Consider the following 12,787-nt stretch of genomic DNA (forward strand, 5'->3'; position numbering starts at 1 on the left):
TCCTTCACTAATCTTTGTTGTTTTGGACGTTTACTTTTTTGGCTGCAGAAGGTGCTCGCCTAAGAAATTTGTCATTTTATTAAAAAGGTGCACACGAGTATTGCCTCCATAAATCCCGTGGTTTTTATCAGGGTAAATAGCCCAATCAAATTGTTTGTTAGCCTGTACCAATGCTTCTATCATTCGCATTGAATTCTGAACATGCACATTATCATCACCGGAACCGTGAACCAACAAGTAATCACCTTTCAACATTTCAGGATAGTTAAGTGGAGAGTTCTCATCATAACCTGCAGGATTTTCTTCTGGTGTACGTAAAAAACGTTCGGTATAAATGGTATCATAAAAACGCCAAGTTGTAACAGGTGCCACCGCAATAGAGGTTTCAAAAACTTCATTCCCTTTAAGGATACAGTTAGTAGCCATATGCCCACCAAAGCTCCAGCCCCAAATACCAGTTCTGTTTTCGTCTATAAAAGGTAATTTACTTAGTTCTTTACCCGCCGAAATTTGGTCTTCAGTTTCATACTTAACTAGGTTCAAATATGTTGATTTTTTAAAATCAGCACCTTTAAAACCTGTTCCTCTACCATCCACACAGGCAACCACATAACCTTGAGAAGCTAATTGTTGATGCCAGAAATCTCGAGCATCCAACCAACTATTGGATACACTCTGTGAACCTGGGCCGCTGTATTGGTACATTAACAAAGGGTATTTCTTTGAGGCGTCAAAATCTTTAGGCTTCACCATATACATATTTAGCTCATTGCCATTTATGGTGATGGTAGAAAACTCTTTTTCGCTCAGTTCATAACCCTTCAGCTTTTCAATTAAGGCATTATTGTTCTTTATCTCCTTTACCTTTTTACCGTTAAGCGCTTTATGCAACATGTAAGCAGGAGGGGTTTTGGAATTTGAATACGTATGAATGAAGTAGGTGAAATCTGCACTAAAATCTGCAGCATTGGTTCCTTCGTCTGCTACCAAAGCTTTTTTATTCTCTCCGCTACTCTCAATACTATAAACACCACGGTTAATTGAACCATTTTCGGTAGATTGGTAATATACTTTGTCTTCGTTCTGGTCGTAACCGTAGTACTGAGTTACTTCCCAAGGGCCTTTTGTTATTTGCGTAATAAGATTACCATCTTGGTCGCGAAGATAAATATGGTTATAACCATCCTTTTCACTTGTCCATATAAAGCTATCGTCTTCTAAGAAGGTAAGGTTATCTGTAATATCAATATACGCCTTGTCTTTCTCTTCAAGAAGTACAGATGCCATATTACTTTTTGCATCTACAGAGTACAACTTTAAATCGTTTTGATGTCTATTGAGGGTCTGAACACTAAGATAGTTTGAGTTGTTCATCCACTTTATTCGCGGAATATAATAGGCATCGTTTAAATCAACTGAGGCAGTACTACCCACCTTTACATCATACATATGTAAACTTACCTTAGCATTGGCCTCACCAGCTTTAGGATATTTGAACGTTTCCTGAGTTGGATATAAATCCGTTCCAAAAACATCCATAGAAAATTCGGGAACATCAGTTTCATCAAAACGCAAGAAGGCAATTTTAGTTCCGTTAGCATTCCAATCAAAAGCACGAACAAAAGCAAACTCTTCTTCGTATACCCAGTCTGTAACACCGTTAATGATTTTATTCTTCTCTCCGTCCGTCGTTAGTTGCTTGGTATCACCAGAAGTCAAATCAAACAGATATAGATTATTCTCGGCTACATAAGCAACTTTTGTTCCATCGGGCGCAAGTCTAGGCTCTTGAATCTTATTTTCAGAAACCTTTGTAAGTTTTTTTGTTTTTAAATCGAATACATAAAAAATACCGAGTGTAGAACGTCTAAATATAGGCTCTAATTCGGTAGCTAATAATATTTGGGATTCATCATCGCTGAACTGATAAGCACTGAAACTATTAATTTCCGGTAAATCTGCTGAGCTAACAATAGTTTCCACTTTTTTCTGAGTGCTATAATCAAACTTATCAATTGTAGTGGCTCCGTTTTCACCCCTATTTAAGATGGTATATTGCTTACCATTTTTCATGGATCTTAGGGCATCAAGTCTTTCAATCGAAAACTCACCACCATAGACTGCCTCTACTGTTACTTGCTTCTTTTGTGCATAAGAAAACGCCAAAAAGACGAAGACAAAAGAGACGCTTAAAACTATTTTCCGCATAGAATGTTATAAAAAGGTTTAAATCGCCCAAGTTTAGTGATTATTTTACAAAGAAATAAACTTTAAATCATAAAAATCCCTTGTTTTATCGCACTTTATCTCAATCTTACGTATAAACGATTATCATTATCTTTACTGACCGAAACCAAATGCTATGACCAAGCCCATAGAGGGATTTTCAAAACTGACCAAAAATCAAAAAATAGATTGGCTAACGACTAACTACACAGCCGATCCAGAAGCAGCAAAAATACTATTAGAAAGGTACTGGAACGTGAACGAAGACGTGCAGCAATTGCATGATGAGTTTATAGAAAATACTATAACCAATTATTACCTACCTCTTGGTATAGCTCCCAACTTTTTAATAAACGATAAACTTTACGCCATACCCATGGCCATAGAAGAAAGTTCTGTAGTTGCTGCCGCAAGTAAAGCAGCCAAATTTTGGCTGGACAAAGGAGGATTCAAAACCGAGGTTCTGGGTACTGAAAAAATAGGACAAGTACATTTTATGTACCATGGCAGTAAGGAGCATCTTACTTCATTCTTTGAACAAGTACGCTCCAAACTTCTTTCTGACGCCTCTTCCATTACCAAAAACATGGAGAAACGAGGTGGCGGAGTCAACAACATAGAACTTCGTGACAAAACAGATGCTCTAGACAACTATTACCAATTGCATTGCACCTTTGAGACACTTGATGCCATGGGTGCCAACTTTATAAATTCATGTCTGGAACAGTTTGCCAAGACTTTTAAAGCCGAGGCACAGTTATTTTCTCTTTTTACAGAAGACGAAAAGGCTATTGAAGTTGTGATGAGCATTCTATCTAATTATGTTCCCAACTGCCTAGTCCGTGCCGAAGTAAGCTGCCCCGTAACAGAATTGAAAAACGGAAACACAGAAACATCACAAGAGTTTGCAGAAAAAATGGTGCAAGCAGTGAATATAGCGCAGGTTGAACCCCATAGAGCCGTTACTCACAACAAAGGTATTATGAACGGTATAGATGCCGTTGTATTGGCCACAGGGAACGATTTTAGAGCCGTAGAAGCTGGAATACATGCGTATGCAGCCAAAGATGGGCAATACACCAGCTTAACGCACGCTTCTATAGAAAACGGTATTTTCAGATTTTGGATTGAGCTTCCCATGGCACTTGGTACCATAGGCGGACTTACAAGTCTTCATCCTCTTGTAAAACTGGCAATGGAATTATTAGGAAAACCATCAGCAAAAGAGTTAATGCAGATTGTTGCCGTTGCCGGATTGGCACAAAACTTTGCTGCTGTCCGTTCCTTGGTCACCACAGGCATTCAAGAAGGGCATATGAAAATGCACCTTTTGAACATTTTAAACCAATTGGGAGCTACGGATGAAGAAAAGAAAATCTTGACCCATCATTTTAAAAAGCATCCTGCCACCCACAGTGCGGTAGTAGAAGCTTTTGAAAAGCTCAGGAACAGCAAATGACAAAAGAATTCTACAGCAACGGAAAACTACTTCTAACTGGCGAATACGCAATACTAGATGGCGCCACAGGTCTTGCTGTACCCACAAAATATGGTCAATCACTTAAAATAGCCACTAACCAAACCGGAAAACTGGATTGGAAAAGCCTGGATAACGAAGGAACAACTTGGTTTAAGACCACTCTACACATTCACAAAATACTAGAAGTAAAAAAAGAAACCTCAGAAGAATCTGTAGAGGGTGTGCTTTGCAACATCCTAAGGGAAGCAAAAAAACTTAATCCTAAATTTTTATCTGGTACAGAAGGTTTCAAAGTTGAGACCAAACTAGATTTTCCTCGAGATTGGGGATTGGGCTCTTCATCAACATTCATAAACAACATTGCCCAATGGGCGGAAGTAGATGCATTCCAACTTTTATGGAATGCTTTTTCGGGAAGTGGTTATGACATTGCATGCGCTCAAAACGATAGTCCCATTCTTTATCAAGTAAAAGATAAAATTCCAACGGTAACTCCGATAACTTTTAATCCTAAATTCAAAGAATCTCTTTTCTTTATTCACCTTGATAAAAAACAAAACAGCAGAGAAGGCATTGCCCAATACCGTAAAATGGAATTCGACGCTCACAGGCTTACGGAAAGCATCACAAGACTAACATTAGAGATATATAAAAGCGAAGACTTAGCCACTTTTGAAACTTTAATGGAACGCCACGAAATGCTTTTAGCCCAAATACTACAAACCAAGACCATTAAACAACAACTTTTTCCTGACTATCCGGGAATAATTAAGAGTTTAGGTGCTTGGGGAGGAGATTTTGTTCTAGCTACAGGAAATAAACATACACCAGACTACTTTGCAAAAAAAGGCTACAATACTATCATACCTTATCTAGAAATGGTACTATAAAAAAAGAGCCTTTCATATGAAAGGCTCTTTTTTCTTATATCCTGTAAAGTTATTTCTTAATAGAAAGAACCTCTTTTATCTTCAATTACAGAAGCTTCTTTTAATGCATCGTAAACCGCAGTATTAACTCTTGACTCACGTGAGCTTTTTACAGAGGTAGCATACATGCTATAGTTATCCAATTTTGGAGCTTCCGTCTTCTTGGTAACCGTTAACTTATAAACTCCTGTATTACCTTCAATAAGGTCAGAAGTAGCACCATCTTTCATTGCAAAGGCAGTACCTACAATAGCAGGCTCAGAACCAGCTCCCGGAATAGTTGGAGATTTCACGGTTAAAGCAGATGCCGTAGATGCACTTACATTATTATCTTTTGCAAGATCCTCTATAGACTTTCCTTTATTAGCAGCGATGATCTGTGCTGCCTTACGTTCTTTTCTAAGCTTAGGAAGAACAAGTGCAGAAGCATCTTCAACAGACATAAGACCTTTTTGGTACGTCTTAGTTAACTGAGCTACAGCGTAACCGCCTGCTAAGTCAAAACGTTTGATATCACCAACCTTAACGTCTTCTTGAAATGCCCACTGTACAATATTTCTTTGTGCAGAAAGACCTGGTAAGTTTTCATCAGTTGCTTTTATTTTGTTCACAGGGCGAACCAAATATTCATTTTCTTTTGCTAAATCTGAAAATGCCTTGCTAGATTCAATAGACTCCATTTCAAACTTAGTAGCATCTGTAAACAACTTGTTAGTTGTTTCTTCAGATGGTTCGATCTCACGAGCTAAAGTAGCTATTTGAACCACATCTTCTTTATCATCAATATTTATGATGTGAAAACCAAAATCAGTTTCAACCATACCAACTGTTCCAACTTTATTAGCAAAAGCAAAGTCGTTAAAAGCAGGTACCATTCTACCTTCTTGGAAATAACCTAAATCACCTCCATTTGGTGCAGAAGGACCATCAGAATTATCACGTGCCAATTCTACGAACTTGGCATCTTTCTTTTTAGCTTCTTTAAGTAAACGCTTAGCTTCAGCCTCAGCTTCTTCTTTAGTTCTTGTTACATCCGGATTTGCTCGTTCAGCCCCAGTGTAAGCAACAAGAATGTGGCTAGCCTTTACAGAACCGTTAGGTTTTCTATCCATCATCTTAGAAACCTTGAAGAAATCTCCGTCTCTGTATGGACCGAACATTTCACCAACTTGCAACGTCATTAACGTATCTGCAAACTTAGCAGGCAATTGTTTTTTAGACTTGTAGATAGTATCAAACTTAATATCTGAATTACGATCTAAAAATGCCATCATGTTGGTAGCAGTTTTGAAACCAGCAATAGTATCATTCTTATCAGTCTGAGCATTGTACTCTACTGTATTGTCCATCAATTTAGTGATAGCCCCTTTTACGGCAGACTCATCTGCAGCTGAAGCTTTCTCTTGGAAATAAACGAATTGAATATCTCTAGCAGGTTCTTGCTTGAAATCTTCTTTATGATTATTAATGTACGTTTGGATTTCACTTTTAGAAACTGAGATAGTACTATCTGCTATAGAAGTAAACGGAATACGAACATACTTGATGTCTATTTTATCGTTTGCTAATTTATAGTCTAGTTCACCTTCCTTTAAAGTTGCGCCAACACCAGCTTTTATTAAGTTAAAATATGTTTGCTGTTTAGCACTCTGAACAATTGCCTGCTCATCTTGCAACCAAAGGTTGTATTGCTCAGGATTGTTCATCTTAAGTTCAGCTACGAAATTTCTGAACTTGTTTTGATCAAAAACACCACTTTCATTCTGAAATTGTGGACTCTGAGAATAAGAAGGTATTGTACTTATATAGTTCAAAATTTGATCTTGCTCTATATCAACACCTAAATCTGCAAACTGCTGTCCTAAAACCGCGTTACGAACTTCTTGATCGTATACCTGATTTACTGTTTGCATCGTAGATGCATTAGCAGATCTTCTTGAAGCTACATCCACCTTCTGGCGAAACGCATCTATGGAAATCTCCTCACCATTAATTTCAGCTATACTAGAGCCTACTTTACCGTTAACATCTCCGTTGGTAAATACGCCGGAAATAACAAATGCGAAAAGGGCCAAGCCTATAATAAGTATTAGAACGGTGGTCCGTTTTCTTATGTTTTCTAAAATTGCCATTAATTAGGTTTTTGTTTAATCAGTGTGCGAAATTACCATTTTTCCTTCAATTTATAAAAGGATTGAAAAACTATTCTTTATCAATGATTTGCATTGACACTAAATCGATTTTCGTATTTGAGACTTCAATTATTTTAAATAGGAAATTTTCTACTTGTATTTCTGAATCTTGTTCAGGAATTTCACCTGTTCCATTCACAATCATTCCTCCAAGTGTCTCATACTCTTCACTTTTAGGAAGCTCCAACTTATACACCTCGTTTAAATAATCTACTTCTAAACGAGCAGAAAATTTATAGGTATTATCCTCTAACTGTTCTTCAATTAAATCCGTAGTATCATGCTCGTCTTCAATCTCACCAAAGAGTTCTTCCACAATATCCTCTACTGTCATGATACCAGACGTACCACCATACTCATCTAAAACCACAGAAATACTCTTTCGCTTTTTTGTCAAAACATTTAGAATATCCTGAATTAGCATCGTTTCAGGTACAAATTCTACGGGTAAAAGAATACTTTTTATAGTCTTTGGCTTTTTAAAAAGCTCATAAGAATGTACATAACCTATAATATTATCTATCGTGTCTTTATAAACTAGGATTTTTGAATACCCTGTTTCCGTAAATAATTTAGCTAAGTTTTTAGGGCTCTCATCAAGCTCTACAGCCATGATTTCTGTTCTAGGGACCATTACCTCACGCGCCTTTACTGCAGCAAATTCCAAAGCATTTTGAAAAATTTGGATTTCAGAATCAACATCATCCTCTTCTTCTACGGCCTCCATTTGTTCCGTAATGTAGTCTCCTAATTCTATTTTACTAAACGCAAGTTGAACTTCGTCTCCTTCGGTCTTAAAGAAAGCTTTTAGAATTGCATCCGACACCCAAATGATGAAGTCCGAAATTACCGAAAAAAGAAGGTAAAAAAGATAAGCCGGTACCGCTAAAAACTTAAGTAGAACATTAGAATAAATCTGAAAAAGTACTTTAGGAAGAAATTCTGCTGTAAAAAGTATAACAAGCGTAGATATAACAGTTTGCGTCACCAAACTAAAATCTCCCAAGATAAGATTAAGAAACTCACTATTGGTAGGCACCATGCCCTGAAACCATTCCATGAGAAGATCCCCCATGAAAAGACCATATATTACCAAGGCAATATTATTCCCAATAAGCATTGTAGCAATGAACTTAGATGGTTTTTTAGTTAGACGCGTCAACACCTTGGCCAAAAGACCTTCTTGTTTCTTCTCTATTTCTATGTGTATTTTATTGGCAGAGATAAATGCAATCTCCATCCCTGAAAAAAAAGCTGAAAACAGCAGGGACAAAACAATAATTAAAATGGGTATTTCCACAATTATTGTTGATTATCTTGTTTATGCTGTTCAAACTTCTTCCTGTAGTTTCTTCTAAAAAAGAACATTCCTATTGAAACTGCCGCGAAGAAAATAAACAAATAGGAAGATTGTCTATCCGTATTCCAGTCAGTAAAAATTCTATACAACGAAAAAAAGGCAACAGCCACGTATAAATATTCGGTATATTTTAAAATTCTAGTCATTCGATTCTTCTTTAATAGTCATTAGACCATAAGTTTTATGGGCATTGAAAAAACTTAAATCTCTATTGAAATCCATTCCTTCACCATCCATAATAGTCCCATCTTCAGGGTTCGTAAATTTAAACTTTTCTTGAGTAAAAATCCAGTTATCATCTTGATCCCAAAATAATTGTGGGGTCTCTAGTTTCTTTCCGTCGTGGCTTTCAATAACTACATTCCCTTGTAAATCTATCACATTTGTGGCAGAATAAATAATACCATAATCAGCCTTAATGATACTCTTCTCCCCTGTTTCATTAAAATAATGAACCAACAGCCCATTTGGAAAGGTACGATAGGGAAACTCTAAATTATTATAATCTTCGTTTAAAGGGCTTGTCAACACCGCTATGACCCTTGTAGAGGTAGAGTCCTCACTCTCTAGCATCTCTCTGGCCTCAGTATATGTTGCCGTAAAATTTTCAGCAATCCCCATAGGGTATACTAAAGGCGCTTTTTCCTGTCCAGACCTTTTATAGTTGTCCTGACACGAAAAAAAAAGTATTGCCATGGTGAAAACCATGGCAATACTTTTAAGACTATATCCGTAAGATGAAATCATCTTTCTATAAGTTCGGTACTTTTATGCTACCACCAACCCAACAACTAAAAGTTACTGTTTTACCAGCCATACCTGAGTTGAAAATATCTGTTTTAGACGGTGCTTTTGCAGCGTAACTAGCAGCAGATTGATTAGCAGCTCCCTTAACAGCAGGATCTACACGACCAGCCTGACGAGCCATATCTGCGGCTTTCCAATAGATAGCTCTCTTTTCAAAAGGAGTACTACCACAATCGTTAGCACTTGTAGCGTAAAGGTTTGCTATTAATAAATAAGCTTTACCGTTTGCTTTGTTAGCGCTAATAGCCATTTGAGCATACTTTCTAGCTGTAGACTTACTACCTTTTCTTTTATTGATAACTGCTACTTTATAAGCAATATCAGATTTTTTATATGAATCGGTTTCTAAACTCATTGCCTTGTCAAAATCCGCAAGGGCTCCTTTAGTATCTCCGTTTTTCATTTTTAAAGTACCACCATAAACGTAAGCACTTGCTGAAGGGTCTAAAGCTAATTGAGCTTCAAACAACTTCTGGAACAAAGGATCATCTGTACATTCTTTGTTGAACATTCTTCCTACCGCTCTTTTTACCCAAGTAACATCTCCTTTTTTCTCTTCATAACTTTTCTCATACAAAGGAATAAGGTTACTACAATCTGCTAAAGCACCAAGCTTAGAGTCTACACTACCTGCAATCTTACCGTAAGATTCAGAGTTTGTAGTTGCAATTTTTAAACTTCTTTTTTCTTTAGAAGTGATTGTACCTGTAGAATCTTTAGGAAGTAATTGTGTAATTACTCCAGTAAGTTTTTTATTCTCTTCCTCTATTTTATCATTTACGTTATCGTAAACATCAAAAACTTCTTGCAAATCTTTTTTACCACCTTTATGTAAGTCTACTAAACTTGAAAAGTATAAGTATAAAGCTTTTGGATTCTTAAAGTTTTTAGGATCGTTCTCAAAAGCAGAACCTAACATGTCATACAATTCACCATCAGACGCCATTTTGTTATCATACAAAAACAACGCTTTATCGATACCAACTACAGCTGGAGAATATTTTTTTGGAAAATACTTTGCGCTATTATCATACAAAGCCAACATATCTTTTATGTAACCATCTTTGTCAGCACCAGAAGACTTTTCTATTTTGTCTTCCAATATTTTTTCTCCGTAGATAAAATTCGCCCGGTTAATATCTGGACAGTTATCATAGACCATTTTCCAAGGCGTATATGCGGCCTCATAATTTTTAACTTTTGCATGCTCAACATATATAGATAAGTTGGTCATACATTCTTGATTTTGAGCTTGGGCATGACTTACTCCCATAAACCCTAAAAGCATAATCGCCGTGAAGTAAAGTTTTGTTTTCATTTCTTAATTTTTACTTGTTTTTCAAATTACAAATTGCCAATCAAAATCGTGGTTAGTGTCCAGAGTCAATATGGCTCGTTATTATGTTCTAATTTTTGGTTGGGTAATGTACTAATTTTTTATCAAGAGCTCTAAGAGAAATATAGAAAATGCCTTTTCGAGATTTTTTTTACGAATTTATTCAATAATCCTTTAGTTTATCGCTTAAACCCTAATAAAGCCTCAGGTATTTTTATAATCTTAGTTTATCTTTCTTTTTCTAAACCACTGATCACTTAAAGACAATCCTAGGTTAACTTTAAAGTAACTCTCTTCTATTAAATCTGCGGCTGTAGTCCCTTTTTTTCCAACTTCAAAACCTAAGTTAAGATTTGAGAGATTGTTACCCAACGGTAGACCCAATCCAAAAGTTATGCCAAAATTGTTTATGTCTTTCTCGTTAACATACATTCCGGTCTTCTCTAATCGCACACCAGCCCTGTAAGTCACTCTCTTAAAGTAACTTCCAAAAGAATTTCTCTCAGGAGTATAAAAACCACCCAATGCCAATGTACTGGCGTCTTTGTAAACCAAATTATCTATTTCTAAAAAGTCGTTCGAGAAATCGGTAAGCTTTTGAAAGCTATACTCTACACCTACGAACCACTGCATATCTTTACCGTAACCTACACCCAACGTAGTCGTCGTAGGTATAGTTATTCCTGTATCCTCTCTACCCTGGGCAGCTAAGTCTACCTCACTTACAAAACGTTCTTGAGTAGGGCTTCCTATAAAAGAACCTATTCTCTGTGTATTTCTTGCCGTAAGATTGGCTTGAGTATTTACACGTACAGATGTAAATAAAGTGTGACTCTCATCTATTGCAGGAGAATAACTAAGCGCATAATTAAAATCTACACCGTTTATTCTTGAGACTCTCTCATCTTTAGAACCCAACAACACACCTTCATTACTTTGAACCTTAAGTGTCTCTATTCTTCCGAAATTATAATTTGCCGTAACACCAAAACTAAAATCCTTGGCAAACTCATACCCAACAGACATGTAAACCTTGTTTACGCCACCGTCTCCAGAGTATTGATTTATTTCTCTAGAACCTTCGGTTCCTATTAAATTTTCAAAATTATATCCCACAGAAGAATACGGCAGAATACCAAAACCTACACCAAGACCCTTTTTAATACTTAAGCCTATGGAAAGATAATCTAAGTTGGTAACCGCAGTAGTCTGACTCTCCGTATAACTCTTTAAACTAGTTTGTTTGTAAGACAGACCAGCAGTATATGTGGTTATACCAAAATCATCACGACCTTGAATCCCCAACCCACCATAAGCAGCTGGATTTTTGAGGTTAACATGAATACTATCGGCATACATTCCTATCCCACCCATCATTTGGTTTTCCGCAGTAGAACCGCTTCTTAACTCTCCTAAACCAAAATATGAATATGGGGAAACTGAACCATCTTGAGCGTACATACCCGTTGCAAAAAGGCAAATTATGGCAAAAAATATTTTTCTGATCATTAGCGTTTGTTGTATTCCAACAGATAATTTAATCCTACTAGGAGAAATTTGGAGTCCGCAAATATGGTATTTTTTAACCGTTTAGACAAAAATAGCATGTCACCACCTGTTAAAATAACTGTTAAATCTGCAAAACGAGATTTGTATTGATCTATTACACCGTCTATTTCTTGACATATGCCATTCACTACCCCACTATGAATACTGGTTTCTGTAGAGTTTCCGATATAGTCTATTAATTCTTTGGGCTTTAATAACGGTAATTTTGAAGTTTGTTCGTGCAATGCCTTATAACGCATATGCAAACCGGGTGAAATAGCTCCACCTAAATACTCTCCATAGTCGTTTACTACATCATAAGTAACGCAAGTACCAGCATCAATGACTAAACTATTGCCTTTTGGATTATGATAAAAGGCCGCAGTTGCCAAAGCAATACGATCAACACCCAAAGATTGTGGAGTTGCATATGAGTTCTTAAAAGGGGTTTTGCTTGAGGATGTTAATTCGTGAACTTCGCAGAAAACAGTCAACACTGACATCACTTTTCGGTCTAAATTTCCAACTGAAGCTATGATTCCGCGTTTTATTTTGGGATAATGGTCACAAATTTCTTTTATTTCTCGAGCTACGTTTTGCACGTCTGAATTCTGCCGGAATATGAGGATATCTCCCTCAAACACCGCTAGTTTCACACAAGTATTACCAGCATCAATTACTAAGTTCATAGATGCAAAGATCAAAAAATGTTACCTAAAAAACATCTTTTTTTCGATTTTTGTTTGCATATCATAAAATTGAAATTATATTTGCACCCCGCAAACGGGCATGGTGCCTTAGCTCAGTTGGTAGAGCAATGGACTGAAAATCCATGTGTCCCTGGTTCGATTCCTGGAGGCACCACAAAAAATCCTTACTCACGTAAGGATTTTTTTGTTTTTGGACTTA

At 36.7% G+C, this 12,787-nt stretch carries 10 protein-coding genes and 1 tRNA gene; 3 read left to right on the forward strand and 8 right to left on the reverse strand.

The genetic code is table 11. The features are described 5' to 3' along the window. Positions 1–30: 30 nt before the first annotated feature. Complete coding sequence (locus HW347_RS01075; RefSeq protein ID WP_214610115.1) at positions 31–2,208, reverse strand: S9 family peptidase; 2,178 nt, start codon at positions 2,206–2,208, stop codon at positions 31–33. A gap of 154 nt (positions 2,209–2,362) precedes the next feature. Between HW347_RS01075 and HW347_RS01080 the strand changes: the two genes are divergently transcribed. Next, a complete protein-coding gene (locus HW347_RS01080; protein ID WP_214610116.1) occupies positions 2,363–3,685 on the forward strand; it encodes a hydroxymethylglutaryl-CoA reductase, degradative in 1,323 nt (440 codons plus the stop codon). Next, positions 3,682–4,596 (forward strand): GYDIA family GHMP kinase, encoded by a 915-nt coding sequence (locus HW347_RS01085; protein ID WP_214610117.1) that lies wholly within the window; start codon positions 3,682–3,684, stop codon positions 4,594–4,596. The genes HW347_RS01080 and HW347_RS01085 overlap by 4 nt, the downstream gene beginning before the upstream one ends. 56 nt (positions 4,597–4,652) lie before the next feature. Here HW347_RS01085 and HW347_RS01090 read toward each other — a convergent pair whose 3' ends face one another. From HW347_RS01090 to HW347_RS01120, 7 genes are all read right to left on the reverse strand, one after another. Then, on the reverse strand, positions 4,653–6,767 hold the full coding sequence (locus tag HW347_RS01090; RefSeq protein WP_214610118.1) for a peptidylprolyl isomerase: 2,115 nt from the start codon (positions 6,765–6,767) through the stop codon (positions 4,653–4,655). Positions 6,768–6,837: 70 nt separating this feature from the next. Next, a complete protein-coding gene (locus HW347_RS01095; RefSeq protein ID WP_394370270.1) occupies positions 6,838–8,067 on the reverse strand; it encodes a hemolysin family protein in 1,230 nt (409 codons plus the stop codon). A 62-nt stretch (positions 8,068–8,129) separates the two neighbouring features. Then, positions 8,130–8,333, reverse strand: a complete 204-nt coding sequence (locus tag HW347_RS01100; protein ID WP_214610120.1) for a hypothetical protein — start codon at positions 8,331–8,333, stop codon at positions 8,130–8,132. Next, entirely contained in the window at positions 8,326–8,934 is a 609-nt protein-coding gene (gene lptC, locus HW347_RS01105; RefSeq protein WP_214610121.1) for an LPS export ABC transporter periplasmic protein LptC, read from the reverse strand. Before lptC ends, HW347_RS01100 begins: the two co-directional genes overlap by 8 nt. Positions 8,935–8,938: 4 nt before the next feature. After that, on the reverse strand, positions 8,939–10,312 hold the full coding sequence (locus HW347_RS01110; RefSeq protein WP_225901788.1) for a tetratricopeptide repeat protein: 1,374 nt from the start codon (positions 10,310–10,312) through the stop codon (positions 8,939–8,941). Positions 10,313–10,552: 240 nt separating this feature from the next. Continuing rightward, positions 10,553–11,839 carry a hypothetical protein gene (locus HW347_RS01115; protein WP_214610122.1) on the reverse strand — a complete coding sequence of 429 codons (1,287 nt, stop codon included), beginning with the start codon at positions 11,837–11,839 and terminating at the stop codon, positions 10,553–10,555. Beyond that, positions 11,839–12,567 (reverse strand): type III pantothenate kinase, encoded by a 729-nt coding sequence (locus HW347_RS01120; RefSeq protein WP_214610123.1) that lies wholly within the window; start codon positions 12,565–12,567, stop codon positions 11,839–11,841. Before HW347_RS01120 ends, HW347_RS01115 begins: the two co-directional genes overlap by 1 nt. 102 nt (positions 12,568–12,669) lie before the next feature. On the opposite strand from HW347_RS01120, the gene HW347_RS01125 reads away from it, so the two are divergent. Next, a tRNA-Phe gene (locus HW347_RS01125) sits at positions 12,670–12,742 on the forward strand. The last annotated feature ends 45 nt before the right edge of the window (positions 12,743–12,787 follow it).

This window comes from Zobellia barbeyronii (assembly GCF_018603515.1).
Lineage (GTDB): Bacteria > Bacteroidota > Bacteroidia > Flavobacteriales > Flavobacteriaceae > Zobellia > Zobellia barbeyronii.

Bases quoted from the DNA above. Each gene is read 5' to 3' on its own strand.
- HW347_RS01075 (WP_214610115.1), bottom strand. From the start codon at position 2,208: ATGCGGAAAATAGTTTTAAGCGTCTCTTTTGTCTTCGTCTTTTTGGCG.
- HW347_RS01080 (WP_214610116.1), top strand. From the start codon at position 2,363: ATGACCAAGCCCATAGAGGGATTTTCAAAACTGACCAAAAATCAAAAA.
- HW347_RS01085 (WP_214610117.1), top strand. From the start codon at position 3,682: ATGACAAAAGAATTCTACAGCAACGGAAAACTACTTCTAACTGGCGAA.
- HW347_RS01090 (WP_214610118.1), bottom strand. From the start codon at position 6,767: ATGGCAATTTTAGAAAACATAAGAAAACGGACCACCGTTCTAATACTT.
- HW347_RS01095 (WP_394370270.1), bottom strand. From the start codon at position 8,067: ATGGAGATTGCATTTATCTCTGCCAATAAAATACACATAGAAATAGAG.
- HW347_RS01100 (WP_214610120.1), bottom strand. From the start codon at position 8,333: ATGACTAGAATTTTAAAATATACCGAATATTTATACGTGGCTGTTGCC.
- lptC (WP_214610121.1), bottom strand. From the start codon at position 8,934: ATGATTTCATCTTACGGATATAGTCTTAAAAGTATTGCCATGGTTTTC.
- HW347_RS01110 (WP_225901788.1), bottom strand. From the start codon at position 10,312: ATGAAAACAAAACTTTACTTCACGGCGATTATGCTTTTAGGGTTTATG.
- HW347_RS01115 (WP_214610122.1), bottom strand. From the start codon at position 11,839: ATGATCAGAAAAATATTTTTTGCCATAATTTGCCTTTTTGCAACGGGT.
- HW347_RS01120 (WP_214610123.1), bottom strand. From the start codon at position 12,567: ATGAACTTAGTAATTGATGCTGGTAATACTTGTGTGAAACTAGCGGTG.